The sequence below is a fragment of the Candidatus Mikella endobia genome (assembly GCF_900048045.1).
Taxonomy (GTDB): domain Bacteria; phylum Pseudomonadota; class Gammaproteobacteria; order Enterobacterales; family Enterobacteriaceae; genus Mikella; species Mikella endobia.
This window is the reverse complement of record NZ_LN999831.1, coordinates 111,876-133,324: the sequence shown is the minus strand read 5'-3', so window position 1 is coordinate 133,324 and position 21,449 is coordinate 111,876. Positions and strand designations below refer to the sequence as shown.

The window sequence follows — 21,449 nt, the reverse complement described above, 5'->3', positions numbered from 1 at the left end:
ATTCTCTTTATTTTCAAAAAGTTAATTACAGCTCTTAATTTAAGAAGCACGTAATATATTAAATATTGTAGTTATTTTATGATGATCTTTAATACCTAGTTCAATTTCTACTTTTGAATTAAAATCAATTCCAATACATCCGAGACGAGCTGCAGCTACACAATTATCTATTGTTAATCCACCAGCTAATATAATATTATTTAATGTTATTTTATTTAATAATAACCAATTAAAAGACTGTCCACTTCCACCACCATTATCAAGTATATAGTTATTTATTTTATCTAAAATATTTTCTGTAAATTGAATTTGATATATATCGAATGCTTTCCATATGTAACAAATAGGTATTAAATATTGATTTAGTACATTAATATAATTTTTATTTTCATTGCCATGTAATTGTAGAACTGACAGAGCTAATTTAGTAGCAAGAGTTATTACATTTTTTATTGAAGTATTACGAAATACTCCTACATAATGTAGTGCTGCACTAGAAATAATATTTTGTGCTGTTTCTTCATTTATAAATCTTGGAGTATCTGGAATAAAAATAAGTCCACCATAAATAGCTCCAGCTTCTATAATAGCTCTTGCATCCATAACACGAGTTATACCACAAATTTTCTTTATACCTAATAAAGTATTTAAAATAGCAGTTATTAATTCTGATTCAGCCATCAAAGTACTACCAATTAAAAATCCATTAGTATTATTACTAATTTTACGTATTTGACCATAATTATTAATGCCAGATTCGCTAATAATAGTTACCTTGGCTGGTAATTTAGGACTTAAAATGAAAACTCTATTTAAATTTATAGATAAATCGATTAAATTTCTATTATTTACACCTATTACTTTGGCTTTTAATAAAATTGCACGATGATATTCTTCATCATTAATAACTTCAGTTAAAATTCCCATATTTAAATTATGTGCAATTGTAGATAATTGATAGTAATTATCTTCATTAAGAATGGATAACATCAGTAGAACTGCATCTGCTTGATATAAACGAGCTAAATAAATTTGCCAAGGATCAATAATAAAATCTTTGCATAAAACTGGTTGGTTAACTACATTACTGACTTGTTGTAAGAAATGAAAATTTCCTTGAAAATATTTTTCTTCTGTTAGCACAGAAATAACTGAAGCATAATACCGATAATTACTAGCAATAGTAGTGGGATTAAAATTTAAGCAAATAATACCTTTAGAAGGTGATGCTTTTTTACATTCTAGTATAAATGATGTTTGATTAATATCAGAAAGTGCATGATAAAAATTACGGGTACTAGGAAAAATTTTATGATAAAAATTTTTTAATGGATATAATTGTTTATATTTATTTATCCATGCAGATTTATCTGCAATAATTTTTGCAAGTACTGTATTTTTCATCGATTTTAAAATCCTTTTAAAGCTTATTTATTAGATATTTAGTTATCAATTATTAAAAATTTAATTTTTTAAAATTATTTCATATTTAATGAAAAAATAAATTTTATCGTAATTTGTTATAGAAATCTTTTTAAGAAAGAGCCCACAAAATAGTTTTATTTAATAATTCAGCTCCTTGAGTAGTTAAAATAGATTCAGGATGAAATTGAAAACCACAGATTTTATCTGTATTATTACGTATTGCCATAACTATATTATTATAATTAGCATTAATAGTAAGAGAAGATGGTATATTACTTCCTATAAGAGAATGATATCGTGCTACTAAAAGCGGATTAGACATATCAGCAAACATATATTGATTATCGTGATCAATTAAAGAAGCTTTACCATGTATAATTTCTGTTGCTTGAATAATATCTCCACCATAAGAGATAATTAACGCTTGATGTCCTAAACAAATACCTATAATAGGTATTTTACTACGAAAAAAATTAATTAATTCTAACATACAACCAGCTCTAGAAGGTATTCCGGGTCCTGGAGATAATATTAAAATTGGATTTTTCATTTTTAAAATTTCTTTTATGAGAAAAGAAACAGGAAGTTGATTTCGATAAACTATTACTCTATGATTATAAGTACGTAATTGATCTACTAAATTATAGGTAAATGAATCAATATTATCAAGTAAGAAAATATCTGCTGCCATTAAAAAATCTCCTTTGCATTATGTGCCATAGCAATAGCACGTAAAACAGCACGAGCTTTATTAATACTTTCATTAACTTCATTTTTTGGAATTGAATCTAGTACTATACCAGCACCTGCTTGTATAGTAGCAATTTTATTTTCAACATAAGCAGAACGTATAACAATACAAGTATCTAATATTCCTGTAGCAGTAAAATAACCAATGGCACCACCATAACTACCTCTACGTTCTCCTTCTACATCAGATATAAGTTGCATGGCTCGTATTTTGGGTGCTCCACTAAGTGTCCCCATATTCATACAAGCAATATATGCATGTAATATATCTAAATTAGATCGTAACTTACCAACTACTCTAGAAACTAAATGCATAACAAAAGAATAACGATCAACTTTAATTAAATCTGCTACATATCTAGTACCTGGATCACAAATACGAGCTAAATCATTACGTGCAAGATCTACTAACATTAAATGTTCAGCTAATTCTTTAGGATCAAAACGCATATTTAATTCAATACGACTATCAAGATCAACATCTAATGTTCCATCAATACGATAACTACGTGTCCTAGTTCCAGCAATAGGGCATATTTCAATTTGTCTTGTATTAGGATCATATTTTAAAGAACTTTCTGGTGACGCTCCAAATAAAGTAAATTCATTATCTTGCATAAAAAACATATATGGACTAGGATTAGTTTTCTTTAACAGATGATAAGCAGCAAGTGTTGAAGGACAAGGAAGAAAAAATTTTCGTGATGGTACTACTTGAAAAATTTCTCCTTGTTTAATTTCTTGTTGCATACGACATATAATTTTACTATAAGCTTCATCACTCTGATTAGAGGTTAATTTCATACTATTAATAATTTGATGTTGTATTAATTCTGGTGATTGAGTAAGTTGAAATTTTATTTGTTTAAGTCGATATTGCAAACGATGTTTTTCTATTACATTGTTGCTAAAAAGACTACATTGTAATTCACAATTTTGTTGCTGATGATTAATAGTTAATAATGTTTCCGCAAGATAAAAACAATAATCTGGACAACGCTGTCCTTTTTGTAAAATGGGTATATCTTCAAATCTTGATATAAGATCGTAAGAAAATAATCCTCCAAAAAACATAGCTTTAGGCATATTGGGTGGTTGAATTACTAATGTTAGTAATGAGCGTAAACAATCAAATACTGATAGAGAACGTAATCTAGCATCTTCATCAAGAGTTAGATCAATTATCGGAAATATTAATTCACGACTAAAATGATGAGGAATTATTTTTACTGTTTTAGGTAAAACATAATCTAATTGTAATAATAATGCATAACCATTAGTACTTATAGCTTTAATGATAACTGTTTGGCCAATAGATATAATACGTAAAGCACTATCAATTATTATCATACTTTCAAGATCATGTTTTTTATCAATTTCTGCTGATTCTAATAAAAGTGTTGCAGGACGTGTACCACATAATTGATTAAATATAGTTGTTGGAGGATTAATATTATAATTAAATTTTGTATAGAATACTTTTATTTCATTTTTTTTAATTGTCATGAATATTATTATCCTATTGATAATAGATAAGTATCTCTTCGTGTATATCAAAGATAATATAGAAAATTCTTTTCTTAAAAAAGAATTTTTATTCATTTTTATCACAAATATTTAAGGTTTTTTCTTTATGAATGAAAAACTACAAAAAGTATTAGCTCGTTTTGGTTATGGTTCTCGTAGAAATATTGAAAAAATTATTAAACAGAGACGTATTAATGTTAATGGTCAAATAGCTAATTTAGGTGATCGTATTGAAATTAATAATTTTACTAAAATTAGTATAGATAATAAAATTATAACTACTTCTTTAACTAAAAAAATAGTTTGTCGTGTAATATGTTATTATAAATCAGAAGGAGAAATTTGTACATCTTATGATCCTTATGGAAGGAAAAATATTTTTAATAAATTACCAAATATAAATAATGCTCGTTGGATCAATATTGGTAGATTAGATCTGAATACTTCAGGATTATTATTATTTACTAATGATGGAGAGTTAGCTAATCGTTTAATGCATCCTAGTTTTCAAATAGAACGCGAATATACAGTATGTATCTTAGGAAATTTAAATAAAGAAAAAAAACGTCACTTAATAAGTGGGGTACAACTTAAAGACGGTAAAGCAGCATTTAAGAAAGTAATATTTCAAAAAAGTTATGGTTTGAATAAATGGTATAATGTTATAATAACAGAAGGTCGTAATCATGAAGTTCGTAGAATATGGGCAGCATTAGGGATAAAAATAAATAAACTCATACGAGTACGTTATGGTAATATCACTTTACCTAAAAATTTATCTATTGGTAATTGGATAGAATTATCATTTAAACAAATTAATTATCTTCGTAAAAAAGTAAAATTATCAATAGTATAAATTTTATATTTTAAATTAATTTAATAGTGATTAATTTAAAACAATATAATATAAATTATAATATATTTCAATAAATTAAAATATATAGTAAAATATATAATATTTATTTATAATAAAACTTAATTAAGTAAAAATTATTAACAATAAATATTTATTTGGTTACTTATATTAAGTAATAAAAAAAATAATAATTTAGCATGTAAATAAAATTTACAGTAAATTATTATTATATTGAAAATAAATTTCAATATTATAAATAATATTTATTATTTTATTTTTTATAAAATTATATTACAAATTTAATTCATTCATTGCAACTATATTAAAACCTCCATCTACATGTATTATTTCTCCAGTTATTCCAGATGATAAATCAGAACATAAAAAAGCAGCAGTATTACCAATGTCATCAATAGTAATTAAACGTCTCATAGGTATTACTGATTTATAGTAAGATATTATTTTTTTAAAATTTTTTATACCTAAAGCAGCTAAAGTTTTAATAGGACCTGCAGAAATAGCATTAACTCTAATTTTCTGGGGACCCATAGCATTAGCCATATAGCGTGTATTAGCTTCTAAAGAAGCTTTAGCTAAACCCATAACATTATAGTTAAATATAGCACGTTCAGCTCCTATATAAGTTAATGTTACTAAAGAAGCTTTAGGATTCAACATATATCTACTAGCTTTAGCCATAGCTACAAAACTATAAGAACTGATATCATGTGCAATAGTAAAACTTTTACGATTAATAACATTGATAAAATCACCTTTGAATTGTTTTTTAGGAGCATAAGCAATAGAATGTATAAATCCATCAAATTTAATCCAAATTTTAGCTAAACTATTAAATAATTCTTTAATACTAGTATCTTTTGTAACATCACATGGTAATACTATGTTAGAATTAAAATTCTTAGCAAACTTTTCTAATCTTAATTTATTTTTTTTATTTTGATAAGAAAATGCCAGTTCTGCACCGGCACGATGCAAAGCTTGAGCAATACCATATGCAATTGAATGATTATTAGCAATTCCAGTAACAAGAATACGCTTACCAGTAAGAAAATTCATATTTTTTCCTTAATTTTAGCTATAAAATAAAAAATACATTTTAAAATTTAAATTAATAAATATTATTTATTTTATATTAATATTTAATTACAATATTTATTATTTAAATTTATTATTTATTTTAATATAAAATTAATTATTAATTTAATTAATAAATAATTATTTAAAATTATCAATTCAGAACAATTATTATAATAATAATAAATATTATATATAAAAATATTTTATTAAAAAATAACTTGCCATTATTTACAAATTATGTGATAACGCAATTGAGTAAAACTCAATATAATTTTTATATAAAATTTTTTAAATATTTTAAATAAAATAATAAATATTAGTTTTCTCTTTCTTGCAAAAGAAGATTTAAATACTCCAAAGGAAATATGCAAAATGGCAAAAATTAAAGGTCAAGTAAAATGGTTTAACGAATCCAAAGGTTTTGGATTTATTACTCCAACTGATGGTAGTAAAGATGTATTTGTTCATTTTTCTGCTATTCAAGGTAATGGATTTAAAACATTAGTTGAAGGTCAAAATGTAGAATTTGAAATTCAGGATGGTCAAAAAGGTCCTTCAGCAATTAACGTTATTGCAATTTAGTAATTAAAAATTTTAATTAATATTTTTATTTAAAGTCTCCCTGCAGGCTTTTAGCCAGCAGGGAACCTTTTAAAAATTTTTAAAGATATTTTTTCATAAATACTTTTTTTAAAAAAAAGTGATATTTTAAAAGTATTAGTTTATTTTAGAATTAGTTTCTAAAAAATTTTTTAGTTCTTTACATAAAATTTCAATTCCAATATTATTAGTAGCAGATATAAAAAACACTTTTTCTTTCCAATTAAAAGTTTGTAATATATTTTTATTCATCTTGATAAGATCTTTTGTATTTAAAAGATCTATTTTATTAAAAATTAACCAATGAGGTTTAGATGCTAATTTTTTGCTATATATTTTTAGTTCTGTAAAAATAATTTTAGCATTTTCAACAGGATCTGATTGATCTAATGGTGATATATCAATAAAATGTAATAAAATTTTACACCGATTTAAATGTTTTAGAAATCTGATCCCTAATCCAGCACCATTAGCAGCACCTTTTATTAAACCTGGAATATCTGCTACAATAAAACTTTTTTTATTATTTATATTAACTACACCCAGATTTGGTGTTAATGTTGTAAATGGATAATCTGCTATTTTAGGTTTAGCTGCAGATACAGCACTAATAAATGTTGATTTACCAGCATTTGGTAATCCTAATAAACCTACATCTGCTAACAACATTAATTCTAACTGTAGTTCACGAATTTCTCCTTTACTACCTTCTGTTTTTTTTCTAGGAGTTTGATTAAGTGATGATTTAAAACGAACATTACCTAATCCATGAAAACCACCTTTAGCTACCATTATTTTTTGATGATGTTTAATCATATCATCAATTACTTCATTGGTTTTTAAATCTACTATTCTAGTACCTACAGGAACTAAAATAATACAGTTTTTACCTTTTTTTCCAGTACAATTATATCGCTGACCATTACCACCATTTTCTGCATAAAATTTTTTCTTAAAACGATAATCAATAAGAGTATTAATATTTTCATCAGCTAAAATCCATATATCTCCACCATCTCCACCATCTCCACCATCAGGTCCTCCGTGTAGAATATATTTTTCTTTATGAAAACTAATACAACCATTTCCACCATTACCTGCAGTAACTAAAATTTTTACTTCATCAATAAATTTCATTAAAAATTCTTTTTATAAATTTTAAAAGAAGATAAATAACTTATTTATATGTTTGTCTAAAAATTAATTATTAATTAATTATATTAACAAATTTACGACCTTTGCGGCCTTTTATTTGAAATTGAATTTTACCTGAAATTAAAGCAAATAAAGTATAATCTCTTCCGTATCCTACATTTTTTCCTGGATGAAAATGAGTTCCACGTTGACGAACAATAATATTACCAGCATTTACAGTCTCACCACCAAAACATTTAATTCCTAAACGTTTACTTTCTGAATCACGTCCATTACGTGTAGACCCACCAGCTTTTTTATGTGCCATAAAATTATTCTCTTATAAAAGATAAGATTATTTTAAGAATTAATAATTATATCTAAGATTTTAATACTAGTAAATAATTGACGATGACCCATATGTTTACGAAAATGTTTACGACGATTAAATTTAATAATTTTGATTTTATCACTTTGTTTATGAGCAACTATTTGAGCTGTAATTTTACAATTTTCTATAAAAGGATGACCTACATAAAGATGATTATTATCATTAATCATACTAATTTTGGTAAATTCAATAATATTATTTATTGAAATATTTAATTTTTCAATTTTAATAATTTGATTTTTAATTACTCGGTGTTGTTTTCCACCAGTTTGGAAAACTGCGTACATAAAATCCCCATTATTTAATAAATACTATATTTAATATATTCTTAGTAGATTATTATCTATTTCTTTAAATTGTCAATAATTAAGAAATTTTTTAAAAATATTAAATATAATAATATTATTTAAATTTTAATTTTTCCTTTTTGTAATAAAAATTGATAAGGAAGAGATTTAATATCTTTTGCTAAAAGAGTATGAGTCATAAAATGACAAAATAGAGGAATATCTCTAATAGTAGCTATATCATCAGTAATTATAAGTAAAGTTTCTCCATTAATCATAAAACGTATAGTTTTACGTATTATCATTAATGGTTCTGGACAAAATAACCCACAAACATTTAAATGTTTATCTGCAAAAGAAAAAATATTAACCATAATTAAATTAATTAATCATAAATATCTATGATAGAAAATATTAAAATTTATTTTTATTTCAAAAATTTTTGAAATATATAAAATATTAAATTTTAATGGTAATTAATATTATTAAATATATTAATATTATATATTTTTATAAATTACAATATATAAATAATATTTATTAATAAATAATTGAATTTTTTTAAAAAATATTTTAATTTTAATTAAATTATTCTATTTAATAAAATAAAATATTAAAATGATTCTAAATTATTGTATGATGGTAAATAGTCCAGCTTATGGGAAACAACAAACTAAAACGGCATTACAATTTGCTAAAACATTATTAAAATGTAATCATCATATAAATACTATATTTTTTTATCAAGATGGAGTAACTAATGCTAATTGTTTACATACTTCAGCTAGCGATGAAATTAATATAGTACTTGCTTGGTGTCAACTGGCACAAAAATTTAAAATAAAATTAAATATTTGTGTTTCTGCTTCTATACGACGCGGAATTATTAATACAGAACAAACAAAATTATTTAATATAAAAAATACTTCTTCTGGTAATATTCAACCAGATTTTAATTTAGTTGGATTAGGTTCTTTTGCACAAGAATTATTTATCTGTAATCGTTTTATCCAATTTTAATTAATTATGAATAATAATAATATAGCTTTTATTTTTAGTCATGGACCATATGGAAATGAATCTAGTCGTGAAGGACTAGATTTATTATTAGCAACTTCAGTATATTCTAATAATATTGGTGTATTTTTTATTTCTGATGGAGTATTTTTATTATTATTACAGCAACAACCATCAAAAATTTTATCTAAGAATTTTATTCCTGCATTTGGTATATTATCAATTTATGATATTAATCAAATTTATATTTGTGCTCATTCAGCACAAGAACGTGGTATAAATAATAATATTGAATTGATTTTAGAATCTAAATGGTTAATGCCTAAATATTGGTATCAATATTTAGCTAAATATAATATTATTTTAAAATTTTAATATATTTAAAAAAAATTTTATAAATTATGTTATATATTTTAAATTATTCTCCTTATTTATGTGATTTTGCAGCAATATTGCGTACTACTAGTATTAATGATACATTATTATTAATATCTGATGGAGTTATTGCTGGATTAAATAATTCATTAGCATTAAATGCTATTAATGCTTATTCATTAAAAATATATGCATTAAAAAATGATATTGAAGCTCGAGGAATATTTCCTTTTTATTTTCCTAAAATTAAAATAATTAGTTATATAGAATTTGTTAAATTAACGGAAAATAATTTCCAACAAATAACATGGTAATTAAAATTACTTAATAATTTTATTTATTTTAAAATATTCAGTAAATATCTTAAATATATAAATAAAATTGAGGAATTTCATTAAATGACAACAATTAATCAATTAGTAAGGAAACCACGTTCTATAAAAATTACTAAAAGTAATGTTCCAGCATTAAATAATTGTCCGCAAAAACGCGGTGTATGTACTCGTGTATATACCACTACTCCTAAAAAACCCAATTCTGCTATGAGGAAAGTTTGTCGTGTTCGATTAACTAATGGTTTTGAAGTAACTTCATATATTAGTGGTGAAGGTCATAATCTTCAAGAACATTCTGTAATTTTAATTCGGGGAGGACGAGTAAAAGATTTACCCGGTGTACGGTATCATACTATTCGGGGTTCTCTTGATTGTTCTGGTGTTAAAAACCGTAAACAAGGACGTTCTAAATATGGTGTAAAAAAGATAAAAAATTAATAATAAATAGTTTTATATTTAATTTTATTTAAAAAATAAAATATTTATCAGGAGATAATATGCCTCGTCGTCATTTAATTGGTCCCCGAAAAATTGTACCAGATTTAATTTTTGGATCTGAAATTTTAGCAAAATTTATTAATATTATTATGATTGATGGTAAAAAAGCTAATGCAGAAGCTATAGTTTATACTGCATTAAAAATTTTAACGCAAGTAACTAAAATAAAAAATCAACTAGAAGCTTTTGAAACAGCTATAAATAATGTACGTCCAATTGTTGAAGTAAGATCACGTCGTGTTGGTGGTTCTACATATCAAATACCAATAGAAGTTCGTCCTATTCGTCGTAATACTTTAGCAATACGTTGGATTGTTGAAGCTGCTCGTAAACGTAATGAGAAATCTATGGCTTTACGTTTAGCACAAGAACTTTTTGATGCTACTGAAAATAAAGGTGCTGCTGTAAAAAAACGTGAATCTGTTCATCGTATGGCAGATGCTAATAAAGCATTTGCTCACTATCGTTGGTAATTTAAAGATATCATCTCAAAATTTATATTTTTAATAAAAAATTTTTTATCATTAATTTTAAATAATTGATAATAATCATTAAGGATTTTAATGGCTCGTATAACACCCATTACACTTTATAGAAATATTGGTATTAGTGCTCATATTGATGCAGGTAAAACCACTACTACAGAACGTATTTTATTTTATGCAGGTGTTAACCATAAAATTGGTGAGGTTCATAATGGAGCAGCAACAATGGATTGGATGGTACAAGAGCAAGAACGTGGTATTACCATAACATCTGCTGCTACAACTTGTTTTTGGTCTGGAATGGCTAAACAATTTGATTCACATCGTATTAATATTATAGATACTCCAGGACATGTTGATTTTACTATTGAAGTTGAACGTTCAATGCGTATACTTGATGGTGTTATTATGATTTATTGTGCTGTAGGAGGTGTACAACCACAATCAGAAACCGTTTGGCGTCAAGCAAATAAATATAAAGTACCACGTATTGCATTTATTAATAAAATGGATCGTGTAGGTGCTAATTATTTAAGAGTAGTTGATCAATTAAAAAATCGTTTAGATATTCTACCTGTTCCAATTCAATTAGCTATTGGTGCTGAAGAAAAATTTACTGGTATTATAGATTTAATTAAAATGAAAGCAATAAATTGGAATGAAAAAGATCAAGGTGTAACTTTTATATATGAAGATATTCCTAATAATTTACTTGAATTAGCTAATCAATGGCATCAACATTTAGTTGAATCTGCAGCAGAAGCATCTGATTATCTTATGGATAAATACTTAAGTGGTAAAAAATTAACTGAAATAGAAATTAAAAATGGTTTACGTCAACGTGTTCTAAATAATGAAATTATTTTAGTTACTTGTGGTTCTGCTTTTAAAAATAAAGGTGTACAAGCTTTACTTGATGCAGTAATTGAATATTTACCTGCTCCAACTGATATTTCTGCTATTAATGGGGTACTTCTTGATAGTAAAACTCATACGAAACGTTATTCTAGTGATGAGGAACCTTTTTCCGCTTTAGCGTTTAAAATTGCTAATGATCCATTTGTTGGTAATCTAACCTTTTTTCGTGTTTATTCTGGTGTTATAAATTCTGGAGATATAGTATTAAATTCAGTAAAAAATAAAAAAGAACGTTTTGGCCGTATTGTACAAATGCACGCTAATAAACGTGAAGAAATTAAAGAAGTAAGAGCTGGAGATATAGCTGCAGCTATAGGATTAAAAGATGTAACTACAGGAGATACTTTATGTGATCCATATATACCAATTATTCTTGAAAAAATGAAATTTCCTGAACCAGTTATCTCTGTTGCTGTAGAACCCAAAACAAAAATAGATCAAGAAAAAATGGGGTTAGCTTTATATCGTTTAGAACAAGAAGATCCTTCTTTTAAAGTTTGGACAGATGAAGAATCTGGACAAACTATAATTGCTGGTATGGGAGAATTACATCTTGAAATACTTGTAGATCGTATGCATCGTGAATTTAATGTCAAAGCTAATATTGGTAAACCCCAAGTAGCATATCGTGAAACAATTAGATCTACTGTAAAACAAGAAGGTAAATTTATTCGTCAATCTGGAGGTAAAGGTCAGTTTGGTCATGTATGGTTACGTATTGAACCAATTGAAACAAATGGAAAAAATTATGAATTTTTAAATGAAATAGTTGGTGGTGTAGTACCTAAAGAATTTATTCCAGCAATAGATAAAGGTATTCAAGAACAATTAAAAAATGGTATTTTAGCTGGTTACCCTATTGTAGGTGTTCGTGTAGCAGTTTTTGATGGTTCATATCATGAAGTTGATTCATCAGAAATGGCATTTAAAATAGCTAGTTCTTTAGCTTTTAAAGAAGGTTTTTTAAAAGCAAAACCAGTTCTTTTAGAACCTATAATGAAAGTAGAAATTGAAACAAATCAAGAATATATGGGAGAAGTTATAGGTGATTTAAATCGTCGTCGGGGTGTAATTGAAAGTATAGAAGATCATGTAAATGGTAAAATTATTTATGCACAAGTTCCTTTATCTGAAATGTTTGGTTATGCAACTGAATTACGTTCAAAAACTCAAGGCCGTGCTTCTTATTCTATGGAATTTTTAAAATATAATGAAACACCAAATAATATTGCTCAAGATATTATAAATAATAAAAAAAAATAAATTTTTCAAATTAAAAAAATTCAATTATAAAATAGATATTATCTCATAAATTTTAGATTCTATTCTCGAATAGAAAATTAATTTTATTAATTGTTTTAGATTTAAAAGAAATAGATGAATATATAAAGAAAAATTTTTAAGTATAAAACCTCATGATAGGTATCATTGGATATGTATCCTATAGAAAAATTTTTCACTGCTTGCTATGCTATCTAATAGATATGGTGATAAAAAACGTATTTGTGAACAAATTTATAATGCTCAAGAAGAAAAACTTCGAGAAATTATTATCAATACTTCACATGTTGAATAGGATTCATACTATAAATCTTCATTTTGCACATGTAGATTGTCCAGTATATGCTGATATGATTCCAGTAGCTGCTCAAATAAATAGTGCTATTTTATTGATGGTCTTCAGATACTTTTGGCTCGTAGTGTATTCATGAATAAATATAATTGAATTAATGATGCATAATTATTCTAAATGGTAGAAATGAAAGTACGATAATTATTATCTCAATACTATTTTCTTGGAGAGAATACACTTATTATTCTAGGTTATGCATTAAAAGCACTAGAAAAAAAATGAAATATGGACATCAAAATTATTAAAATAGTCTAAACACTAGATACATCCAAAACTAAATATTAATAAACTATTTTTATTATCCATTAAAGATATATTTTCTATTTATGGACGTGGTACAGTAATAATTTGTCGTATAGAAAGAGATATAATTAAAGTGAGTGATGAAATAGAAATAATAGAAATTAAAAATTCTACTAAAAATTTTTATACGGGTGTTGAAATATTTCCTAAATTATTAGATGAAAGATGTGCTGGAGATCATATAGGTACTCTGAGATACTAAACGTGAAGATGTAGAACGGGGTTAAATTTTAGCAAAACGAGGATCAATTAAATTATATATCAAATTTTAATCAGAATTTTATCTTTGAAATAAAGAATAAAGCGGATATCATACACCTTTTTTTTAAAGAATATCGTCCTGAATATGATTTTCATCCTATTGATATAAATAGTATAATAAAATTCCCAGACACTATTAAAATAGTTATGCATGATAATAAGATTAAGATGATTGTTAATTTATAATCTACTATTGTTATAAATAATAGGTTTACTTTTTGATATACTTAAAGGTAGTAATACTATTAGTGCAGGAATTATTATTAAAATTATTAATTAAATTAAAATATTCATATATTATATAGTTTAAAATTAATATTTTTCATATATATATATTATATTAATAATTTTTATTGTTACTATTATTAATTATGATATAATTATATTTGTGAAAGATAAATCTATTATTTTTTTTATATTTAAAGTATATATTGAATTACGTCAGATAATTTGGCCTAAATGTCAAGAAACATTACAAATGACATTAATAGTAACTATAGTTACTACTATATTATCATTTATTTTATGGGGATTAGATAGTATTATAATCTATATCATATCATTTATTACAGGTTTGAGGTTTTAATAATAAAATGTCCCAATCGTTCCAAAAACGTTGGTATGTTATTCAAACGTTTTCTGGTTTTGAAGGACGTGTAGTTCTCTCTATCAGAGAACATATCAAGCTTCAAAATATGGAAAATTTATTTGGAAATATTTTGATTCCTAAAGAAGAAATAATTGAAATTCGTGGTAGTCAGCGACGAAAAAGCGAAAGAAAATTTTTTCCTGGTTATGTTTTAATACAAATGGTAATGAATGATACTAGTTGGTATTTAGTACGTAATATACCACATGTTATGGGGTTTGTTGGAGGAACTTCAGATCATCCTGCACCTATAAGTAATAAAGAAATTGACATAATAATTAATAGATTAAAAAAAATTGGTAATAAACCAATACCCAAAATTATTTTTTATCCTGGTGAATTAATACGTGTTAAAGATGGACCATTCTCTGATTTTAACTGTATAGTAGAAGAAGTTGACTATGAAAAAAATCGCTTAAAAGTATCAGTTTCTATTTTTGGTCGTGCTACTTCAGTTGATTTAGATTTTCATCAAGTTGAAAAAAATTAAAATTATTAATAATAATTACTAATATTAAAAAAGTAATTTTTAATTAAAAGTAACTTTTAAGGAAAAATATATGGCGAAAAAAATACAAGCCTATGTAAAACTTCAAGTTGCTGCAGGTATGGCAAATCCCAGTCCCCCAATAGGACCATCTTTAGGTCAGCATGGAATTAATATAATGGAATTTTGTAAAGTTTTTAATGCTAAAACAGATAGTATTGAAAAAGGGTTACCTATTCCAGTTATTATTACTGTATATTCTGATCGTTCTTTTACTTTTATTATTAAAAGTTCTCCAGCAGCTATATTATTAAAAAAAGCAGCAGAAATAACAACTGGTTCTAGTAAACCCAATAAAGATAAAGTGGGTAAAATTACTACTACACAAATTCTTGAAATAGCTAAAATAAAAGCCGCTGATATGACTGGTGCTGATATAGCAGCAATATCCCGTTCTATAGTAGGTACAGCAAATTCTATAGGATTATTAGTAGAGAGTTAAAAATATATGATTAAGCTTACCAAACGTATACGTTTTATACAAGATAAAGTAATTATTAGTAAGCAACAATATGCTATTAATTCTGCTTTAAGTTTATTAAAAGAATTAACTACAGCTAATTTTATTGAAAGTGTTGATGTTGCTATTCAACTTAATATAGATACACGTAACTCAGATAAAAATATTTATGGTACAGTAATACTTCCTCACGGAAGGGGACGTAATATTCGTGTAGCAGTTTTTACTCAAGGTGTTAATGTTCAAAAAGCTATATCTGCAGGTGCAGATATAGTGGATATTAATAAGTTAACTTCTCAGATTAAAGAAGGTAATTTTAATTTTGATATAATTATTGCTTCTCCAGATACAATGCATATTGTTAGTGAGTTAGGAAAAATTTTAGTACCTAGAAATTTAATGCCTAACCCAAAACTAGGTACTGTTACAACAAATATTGCTGAAGCAGTTAAAAACATTAAATTAGGTCAAATTCAGTATCGTACTGAAAAAGAAGGTATAGTACATACTACTATTGGTAAAATAAATTTTGATTCTTATAAATTAAAAGAAAATTTAGAAGCATTAATTACTGCACTAAAAAAAGATAAACCAATTTATATCAAAGGTAAATATATTAAACAAATTAGTATTTCTACTACAATGGGAGTAGGAATATTAGTGAATTTAGATTCATTATTTAAATAAATAATAATTATCTATATGAAATTTTGATTTAGTAAATAAATTTATTTAATTAATTTTAATTAAAATTAGGAATATTTTTCTATGGTATTAAATATTCAAGATAAAAAAAATATTATTTATAAATTAAAAACAATACTTATGAATGCAATATCTGCTGTTATTGTAGATTTTAGTGGAATTACAGTAAATCAAATAACTGAAATACGTAAACTTGGTCGTGAATATGGTGTTCAAATACATATAGTTCGTAATACATTAATGCGAAATGTAATTAATGATACTTCTTTTGAATGTTTAAAAGATCTATTTATTGGTCCGAATCTTATTGCATTTTCTAATAAAAATCCTAACGCACCAGCTCGTTTATTAACTTTTTTTGCTAAAAAAAATACTAATCTTAAAATTAAAGCTGCAGCTTTTGAAGGAAAAATTATACCAGTTTCTCAAATTGAGAATTTAGTAAATATGCCCAATTATGAAGAATCAGTAATGTTTCTCATATCAACTATAAAAGAAATTTCTATATGTAAATTATTACGTACACTAATAGCAGTGCATAATAATAAAAAACAAGTATAATTTAATGTTGAATTAACATATTTTTTAATATATTGAAAATATTTACAAATACATAAATAATTTTAACAGTTTAGGAATATTTAAAAAATGTTTATAACTAAAGATCAAATTATTGATGCTGTTGCTAAAATGTCTGTAATAGATGTAGTTGAATTAATATCTATGATGGAAAAAAAATTTGGAGTTTCCTCTACTACTACATCATCTATAACAAATACAGAAAAAGTATCAACTGAAAACATAGAAGAAAAAACAGAATTTGATGTAATTTTAAATGAAATTGGTACTAATAAAATTGCTGTTATTAAAGCAGTACGTGGAGCTACTGGATTAGGATTAAAAGAATCAAAAGATTTAGTTGAATCAGCACCTACTACTATTAAAATAGGTTTAAATAAAAATGATGCTGAAAATTTAAAAAACTTACTAGAAGAAATAGGAGCTTCTATTCAAATTAAATAATTTAACATATTAAAGTTTCAAACATTAAATATCTATTTTAGAATATTAAATAAATATTTTTAAAATTATAATCAATAACATTGTTGTTATTAAATGGAGGAACCCTATGGTTTACTCTTATACTGAAAAAAAACGTATTCGTAAAGATTTTGGAAAACGTCCGCAAATTTTAGAGATTCCTTATCTTCTTTCTATTCAGCTAGATTCATTTCAGAAATTTATCGAGCAAGATTCAGAAGGTTTATATGGTCTAGAAGCAGCATTTCGTTCTGTATTTCCTATACAAAGTTATAATGGTAATTCTGAACTACAATATATTAGTTATCGTTTAGGAGATCCTCTGTTTGATATTAAAGAATGTCAAATAAGAGGGATAACTTTTTCTGCACCTTTACGTGTCAAACTTCGTCTTGTTATTTATGAACGTGAAATAACAGAAGTTACAATAAAGAATATAAAAGAGCAAGAAGTATATATGGGTGAAATACCTCTTATGACAGATAATGGTACTTTTATTATTAATGGTACTGAACGTGTTATTGTTTCTCAATTACACCGGAGTCCAGGAGTATTTTTTGATAGTGATAAAGGTAAGAATCATTCTTCTGGAAAAATATTATATAACGCTCGTATTATTCCTTATCATGGTTCATGGTTAGATTTTGAATTTGACTTAAAAGATAATTTATTTTTTCGTATTGATAGACGTCGTAAATTACCAGTAACTATTCTTTTACGAGCATTAAATTATGATAAAAATCAAATTTTAGATATATTTTTTAATAAAATAATTTATGAATTTAATGATAAAAATTTACAAATGAAATTGATTCCTGAGTGTTTACGTGGAGAAACTGCTTTATTTGATATAAAAGAAAATAATATTATTTATGTTGAAAAAGGTCGTCGAATCACTAATCGTCATATTGATCATTTAAAAAAAGATAATATTAAACAAATTAATGTTCCTATAGAATATATAGTAGGAAAAATAGTAGCAAAAGATTATTTTGATGAAAAAACGAATGATATTATCATTTCTGCTAATCAAGAATTAACAATTGATATAATTAATAAATTAATAAATAAAGGACATACATTTATTGAAACACTGTTTACAAATGACTTAGATAACGGTGCTTATATTTCTGAAACATTACGTATTGATCCAACTAACGATAGATTAAGCGCACTTTTAGAAATATATCGTATGATGCGTCCTGGAGAACCTCCTACTCATGAAGCAGCTGAAAATTTATTTCATAATATATTTTTTTCAGAAGAACGTTATGATTTATCAGCGGTAGGTAGGATGAAATTTAATTCATCATTGTTACGTAATGAAAGTGAAGGTTCTAATATTTTAGATCCTAAAGATATTATTGATGTTATTAAAAAACTTATTGATATACGTAATGGTAAAAGTGAAATTGATGATATTGATCATTTAGGTAATCGTAGAATTCGTGCTGTAGGTGAAATGGCAGAGAATCAATTTCGTGTAGGATTAATACGTGTCGAACGTACAGTAAAAGAACGTCTTTCTTTAGCAGAGATGGATACTCTCATGCCACAAGACATTATTAATATTAAACCAATTTCAGCAGCAGTAAAAGAATTTTTTAGTTCTAGTCAACTATCACAATTTATGGATCAAAATAATCCTCTTTCAGAAATTACACATAAAAGACGTATTTCTGCATTAGGTCCTGGGGGACTTACTCGTGAACGTGCCGGTTTTGAAGTCCGTGATGTACATCCCACTCATTATGGTCGTGTATGTTCTATTGAAACTCCAGAAGGACCAAATATTGGTTTAATAAATTCATTATCTGTATATGCACAGACTAATGAATATGGTTTTTTAGAAACTCCTTATCGTCTTGTACAAAATAGTGTTGTTACTGATGAAATACATTATCTTTCAGCAATTGAAGAAGGTAATTTTGTTATTGCACAAGCAAATACTAATTTTAATAAAGAAGGTTATTTTATAGATGAATTTATAACGTGTCGTTATAAAGGAGAATCAAGTTTATTTCATAGACAACAAGTTAATTATATGGATGTTTCTACTCAACAAATAGTTTCAGTAGGTGCTTCACTTATTCCATTTTTAGAGCATAATGATGCTAATCGTGCATTAATGGGTGCCAATATGCAACGTCAAGCAATACCTACTCTAATTAATGAGAAACCATTAGTTGGTACTGGTATGGAGCGAATTGTTGCTGTTGATTCAGGTGTTATTATTTTAGCCAAAAGAGGTGGTAAAGTGCAATATGTGGATGCATCTCGTATTGTTATAAATGTTAATTCTGATGAAACAGTTTCAGGAGAAGCTGGTATTGATATTTATAATTTAACGAAATTTATCCGTTCTAATCAAAATACTTGCATTAATCAGAAACCTTGTGTTTGTTTAGATGAATTAGTTGATAAAGGCGATGTAATAGCTGATGGTCCATCTACAGATTTAGGTGAACTAGCTCTAGGTCAAAATATGCGTATTGCTTTCATGCCTTGGAATGGTTATAATTTTGAAGATTCTATGTTAATATCTGAACGTGTAGTACAAGAAGATCGTTTTACTACTATTCATATACAAGAAATGACTTGTATATCTCGCGATACTAAATTAGGTTCTGAAGAAATTACTGCTGATATTCCTAATGTAGGAGAAGCTGCACTTTCAAAATTAGATGAATCAGGTATTGTATATATTGGTGCTGAAGTCAGTGATGGTGATATTTTAGTAGGTAAAGTAACACCAAAAGGTGAAAGTCAATTAACACCAGAAGAAAAATTATTACGAGCTATTTTTGGTGAAAAAGCTTCTGATGTAAAAGATTCATCATTACGTGTTCCCAATGGGATTTCTGGTATTGTCATTGATGTTCAAATTTTTACTAGAGATGGAGTAAAAAAAGACAAACGTGCATTAGAAATAGAAGAAATACAACTTCAACAAGCTAAAAAAGACCTTACTGAAGAATTACAAATTTTTGAAATAGGATTATTTGCACGTATTCGTAATCTTCTTCTTGAAAATGGAATAGAAAAATCAAAAATAGATAATTTAACACCCAAAAATTGGTTAGAATTAGATATTTCTGATAAAACTATTAAAAATCAATTAGATAAATTAATTGAACAATATCAAGAATTGAATTCTGAATTTCAAAAAAAATTAGAAACTAAAAAAAATAAAATTATTATAAATGATAATTTAGCACCAGGTATATTAAAAGTTATTAAAATATCTTTAGCAGTAAAACGTCAAATTCAACCTGGTGATAAAATGGCAGGACGTCATGGTAATAAAGGTGTCATTTCTAAAATTAATCCTATTGAAGATATGCCTTATGATGAAAATGGAGTACCTGTAGATATAGTTTTAAATCCTTTAGGTGTTCCTTCCCGTATGAATATTGGGCAAATTTTAGAAACACATTTAGGTATGGCAGCAAAAGGTATTGGTAATAAAATTACTGATATGTTAAATCAGCATGAAAATATTAATAAATTGCGTGAATTTCTTCAAAAAGCTTATAATATAGGTAATAATTTACGTCAAAAAATAAATTTTTCTTCATTTTCTAATGAAGAAATATTACTTTTAGCAAAAAATTTAAAAAAAGGAATGCCAATTGCTACACCTGTTTTTGATGGTGCAAAAGAGCAAGAAATTAAAGATTTATTAAATCTTGGAGGGTTACCTAGCTCTGGTCAAATAACTTTATTTGATGGCAGAACAGGAGAAAAATTTGAACGTCCAGTTACTGTAGGATATATGTATATGTTAAAACTTAATCATTTAGTTGATGACAAAATGCATGCTCGTTCTACCGGTTCATATAGTTTAGTTACTCAACAACCATTAGGAGGTAAAGCTCAATTTGGTGGACAACGTTTTGGAGAAATGGAAGTATGGGCTTTAGAAGCTTATGGTGCAGCTTATTCTTTACAAGAAATGCTTACTATTAAATCAGATGATGTTAATGGTAGAACTAAAATATATAAAAATATTATTGATGGGAATCAAATAATGGAACCAAGTATGCCAGAATCTTTTAATGTTTTATTAAAAGAAATTCAATCTTTAGGTATAAATGTTGAATTTGAAAAAAAATAATTTGTATATAATATACATATGGTTCTTTAATTTTTTA

General features: G+C 25.7%; 21 protein-coding genes and 3 pseudogenes. 16 read left to right on the top strand and 8 right to left on the bottom strand.

Annotated elements, in window-relative coordinates:
- Nucleotides 1-39: 39 nt before the first annotated feature.
- From trpCF to A4A67_RS00645, 3 genes and pseudogenes are all read right to left on the bottom strand, one after another.
- Nucleotides 40-1,404: a bifunctional indole-3-glycerol-phosphate synthase TrpC/phosphoribosylanthranilate isomerase TrpF gene (gene trpCF / locus A4A67_RS00655; RefSeq protein ID WP_067569222.1), complete on the bottom strand. Its 1,365-nt coding sequence runs from the start codon at nucleotides 1,402-1,404 to the stop codon at nucleotides 40-42.
- 139 nt (nucleotides 1,405-1,543) lie between these two features.
- Nucleotides 1,544-2,116: pseudogene (locus tag A4A67_RS00650) on the bottom strand (glutamine amidotransferase-related protein); the annotation flags it as partial.
- On the bottom strand, nucleotides 2,116-3,681 hold the full coding sequence (locus tag A4A67_RS00645; protein ID WP_067569216.1) for an anthranilate synthase component 1: 1,566 nt from the start codon (nucleotides 3,679-3,681) through the stop codon (nucleotides 2,116-2,118). The pseudogene A4A67_RS00650 and the gene A4A67_RS00645, both read right to left, overlap by 1 nt.
- Nucleotides 3,682-3,808: 127 nt before the next feature.
- Between A4A67_RS00645 and rluB the strand changes: the two genes are divergently transcribed.
- Nucleotides 3,809-4,558 carry a 23S rRNA pseudouridine(2605) synthase RluB gene (gene rluB, locus A4A67_RS00640; protein ID WP_067569214.1) on the top strand — a complete coding sequence of 250 codons (750 nt, stop codon included), beginning with the start codon at nucleotides 3,809-3,811 and terminating at the stop codon, nucleotides 4,556-4,558.
- 291 nt (nucleotides 4,559-4,849) lie between these two features.
- Here rluB and A4A67_RS00635 read toward each other — a convergent pair whose 3' ends face one another.
- The gene (locus tag A4A67_RS00635; protein ID WP_067569211.1) at nucleotides 4,850-5,635 is read right to left on the bottom strand and encodes an SDR family oxidoreductase; all 786 of its coding nucleotides are present in this window, start codon (nucleotides 5,633-5,635) and stop codon (nucleotides 4,850-4,852) included.
- Nucleotides 5,636-6,028: 393 nt separating this feature from the next.
- Here A4A67_RS00635 and cspE point away from each other — a divergent pair, with 393 nt between their 5' ends.
- A complete protein-coding gene (gene cspE / locus A4A67_RS00630; protein ID WP_067569208.1) occupies nucleotides 6,029-6,238 on the top strand; it encodes a transcription antiterminator/RNA stability regulator CspE in 210 nt (69 codons plus the stop codon).
- 206 nt (nucleotides 6,239-6,444) lie between these two features.
- On the opposite strand, the pseudogene cgtA reads toward cspE, so the two are convergent.
- The 4 genes and pseudogenes from cgtA to tusA form a co-directional block, all read right to left on the bottom strand.
- Nucleotides 6,445-7,393 (bottom strand): annotated as a pseudogene (gene cgtA / locus A4A67_RS00625) (Obg family GTPase CgtA); the annotation flags it as partial.
- Between the two features lie 70 nt (nucleotides 7,394-7,463).
- Nucleotides 7,464-7,718 (bottom strand): 50S ribosomal protein L27, encoded by a 255-nt coding sequence (rpmA, locus tag A4A67_RS00620; protein WP_067569203.1) that lies wholly within the window; start codon nucleotides 7,716-7,718, stop codon nucleotides 7,464-7,466.
- 32 nt (nucleotides 7,719-7,750) lie between these two features.
- A complete protein-coding gene (rplU, locus tag A4A67_RS00615) occupies nucleotides 7,751-8,068 on the bottom strand; it encodes a 50S ribosomal protein L21 (protein ID WP_067569200.1) in 318 nt (105 codons plus the stop codon).
- Between the two features lie 119 nt (nucleotides 8,069-8,187).
- Nucleotides 8,188-8,442, bottom strand: a complete 255-nt coding sequence (tusA, locus tag A4A67_RS00610) for a sulfurtransferase TusA (protein ID WP_067569198.1) — start codon at nucleotides 8,440-8,442, stop codon at nucleotides 8,188-8,190.
- A 244-nt stretch (nucleotides 8,443-8,686) separates the two neighbouring features.
- On the opposite strand from tusA, the gene tusD reads away from it, so the two are divergent.
- The 14 genes and pseudogenes from tusD (at nucleotide 8,687) to rpoB (ending at nucleotide 21,412) form a co-directional block, all read left to right on the top strand.
- Nucleotides 8,687-9,088, top strand: coding sequence for a sulfurtransferase complex subunit TusD (gene tusD, locus A4A67_RS00605; RefSeq protein WP_082797662.1), 402 nt, complete (start codon nucleotides 8,687-8,689; stop codon nucleotides 9,086-9,088).
- 6 nt (nucleotides 9,089-9,094) lie between these two features.
- Nucleotides 9,095-9,460 (top strand): sulfurtransferase complex subunit TusC, encoded by a 366-nt coding sequence (tusC, locus tag A4A67_RS00600; protein ID WP_067569196.1) that lies wholly within the window; start codon nucleotides 9,095-9,097, stop codon nucleotides 9,458-9,460.
- Between the two features lie 26 nt (nucleotides 9,461-9,486).
- A complete protein-coding gene (gene tusB / locus A4A67_RS00595; protein ID WP_067569193.1) occupies nucleotides 9,487-9,774 on the top strand; it encodes a sulfurtransferase complex subunit TusB in 288 nt (95 codons plus the stop codon).
- A gap of 84 nt (nucleotides 9,775-9,858) precedes the next feature.
- Nucleotides 9,859-10,233 carry a 30S ribosomal protein S12 gene (rpsL, locus tag A4A67_RS00590; protein WP_067569190.1) on the top strand — a complete coding sequence of 125 codons (375 nt, stop codon included), beginning with the start codon at nucleotides 9,859-9,861 and terminating at the stop codon, nucleotides 10,231-10,233.
- Nucleotides 10,234-10,292: 59 nt separating this feature from the next.
- On the top strand, nucleotides 10,293-10,766 hold the full coding sequence (rpsG, locus tag A4A67_RS00585; protein WP_067569187.1) for a 30S ribosomal protein S7: 474 nt from the start codon (nucleotides 10,293-10,295) through the stop codon (nucleotides 10,764-10,766).
- Between the two features lie 90 nt (nucleotides 10,767-10,856).
- Complete coding sequence (gene fusA / locus A4A67_RS00580; RefSeq protein ID WP_067569184.1) at nucleotides 10,857-12,959, top strand: elongation factor G; 2,103 nt, start codon at nucleotides 10,857-10,859, stop codon at nucleotides 12,957-12,959.
- Nucleotides 12,960-13,077: 118 nt separating this feature from the next.
- A pseudogene (locus tag A4A67_RS01695) lies at nucleotides 13,078-14,173 on the top strand (EF-Tu C-terminal domain-related protein).
- A 108-nt stretch (nucleotides 14,174-14,281) separates the two neighbouring features.
- A complete protein-coding gene (secE, locus tag A4A67_RS01675; RefSeq protein WP_067569181.1) occupies nucleotides 14,282-14,479 on the top strand; it encodes a preprotein translocase subunit SecE in 198 nt (65 codons plus the stop codon).
- Between the two features lie 7 nt (nucleotides 14,480-14,486).
- A complete protein-coding gene (gene nusG / locus A4A67_RS00570; protein WP_067569178.1) occupies nucleotides 14,487-15,032 on the top strand; it encodes a transcription termination/antitermination protein NusG in 546 nt (181 codons plus the stop codon).
- A 70-nt stretch (nucleotides 15,033-15,102) separates the two neighbouring features.
- Nucleotides 15,103-15,531 carry a 50S ribosomal protein L11 gene (gene rplK / locus A4A67_RS00565; protein ID WP_067569175.1) on the top strand — a complete coding sequence of 143 codons (429 nt, stop codon included), beginning with the start codon at nucleotides 15,103-15,105 and terminating at the stop codon, nucleotides 15,529-15,531.
- Between the two features lie 6 nt (nucleotides 15,532-15,537).
- Nucleotides 15,538-16,236, top strand: a complete 699-nt coding sequence (gene rplA / locus A4A67_RS00560) for a 50S ribosomal protein L1 (RefSeq protein ID WP_067569167.1) — start codon at nucleotides 15,538-15,540, stop codon at nucleotides 16,234-16,236.
- Nucleotides 16,237-16,317: 81 nt separating this feature from the next.
- Nucleotides 16,318-16,815 (top strand): 50S ribosomal protein L10, encoded by a 498-nt coding sequence (rplJ, locus tag A4A67_RS00555; RefSeq protein ID WP_067569166.1) that lies wholly within the window; start codon nucleotides 16,318-16,320, stop codon nucleotides 16,813-16,815.
- An 87-nt stretch (nucleotides 16,816-16,902) separates the two neighbouring features.
- Entirely contained in the window at nucleotides 16,903-17,277 is a 375-nt protein-coding gene (gene rplL / locus A4A67_RS00550) for a 50S ribosomal protein L7/L12 (protein ID WP_067569165.1), read from the top strand.
- 106 nt (nucleotides 17,278-17,383) lie between these two features.
- Entirely contained in the window at nucleotides 17,384-21,412 is a 4,029-nt protein-coding gene (rpoB, locus tag A4A67_RS00545; protein WP_067569163.1) for a DNA-directed RNA polymerase subunit beta, read from the top strand.
- Nucleotides 21,413-21,449: the final 37 nt, after the last annotated feature.

Coding starts and splice junctions, on each gene's coding strand:
- trpCF (WP_067569222.1), bottom strand. CDS start 1,404: ATGAAAAATACAGTACTTGCAAAAATTATTGCAGATAAATCTGCATGG.
- A4A67_RS00645 (WP_067569216.1), bottom strand. CDS start 3,681: ATGACAATTAAAAAAAATGAAATAAAAGTATTCTATACAAAATTTAAT.
- rluB (WP_067569214.1), top strand. CDS start 3,809: ATGAATGAAAAACTACAAAAAGTATTAGCTCGTTTTGGTTATGGTTCT.
- A4A67_RS00635 (WP_067569211.1), bottom strand. CDS start 5,635: ATGAATTTTCTTACTGGTAAGCGTATTCTTGTTACTGGAATTGCTAAT.
- cspE (WP_067569208.1), top strand. CDS start 6,029: ATGGCAAAAATTAAAGGTCAAGTAAAATGGTTTAACGAATCCAAAGGT.
- rpmA (WP_067569203.1), bottom strand. CDS start 7,718: ATGGCACATAAAAAAGCTGGTGGGTCTACACGTAATGGACGTGATTCA.
- rplU (WP_067569200.1), bottom strand. CDS start 8,068: ATGTACGCAGTTTTCCAAACTGGTGGAAAACAACACCGAGTAATTAAA.
- tusA (WP_067569198.1), bottom strand. CDS start 8,442: ATGGTTAATATTTTTTCTTTTGCAGATAAACATTTAAATGTTTGTGGG.
- tusD (WP_082797662.1), top strand. CDS start 8,687: ATGATTCTAAATTATTGTATGATGGTAAATAGTCCAGCTTATGGGAAA.
- tusC (WP_067569196.1), top strand. CDS start 9,095: ATGAATAATAATAATATAGCTTTTATTTTTAGTCATGGACCATATGGA.
- tusB (WP_067569193.1), top strand. CDS start 9,487: ATGTTATATATTTTAAATTATTCTCCTTATTTATGTGATTTTGCAGCA.
- rpsL (WP_067569190.1), top strand. CDS start 9,859: ATGACAACAATTAATCAATTAGTAAGGAAACCACGTTCTATAAAAATT.
- rpsG (WP_067569187.1), top strand. CDS start 10,293: ATGCCTCGTCGTCATTTAATTGGTCCCCGAAAAATTGTACCAGATTTA.
- fusA (WP_067569184.1), top strand. CDS start 10,857: ATGGCTCGTATAACACCCATTACACTTTATAGAAATATTGGTATTAGT.
- nusG (WP_067569178.1), top strand. CDS start 14,487: ATGTCCCAATCGTTCCAAAAACGTTGGTATGTTATTCAAACGTTTTCT.
- rplK (WP_067569175.1), top strand. CDS start 15,103: ATGGCGAAAAAAATACAAGCCTATGTAAAACTTCAAGTTGCTGCAGGT.
- rplA (WP_067569167.1), top strand. CDS start 15,538: ATGATTAAGCTTACCAAACGTATACGTTTTATACAAGATAAAGTAATT.
- rplJ (WP_067569166.1), top strand. CDS start 16,318: ATGGTATTAAATATTCAAGATAAAAAAAATATTATTTATAAATTAAAA.
- rplL (WP_067569165.1), top strand. CDS start 16,903: ATGTTTATAACTAAAGATCAAATTATTGATGCTGTTGCTAAAATGTCT.
- rpoB (WP_067569163.1), top strand. CDS start 17,384: ATGGTTTACTCTTATACTGAAAAAAAACGTATTCGTAAAGATTTTGGA.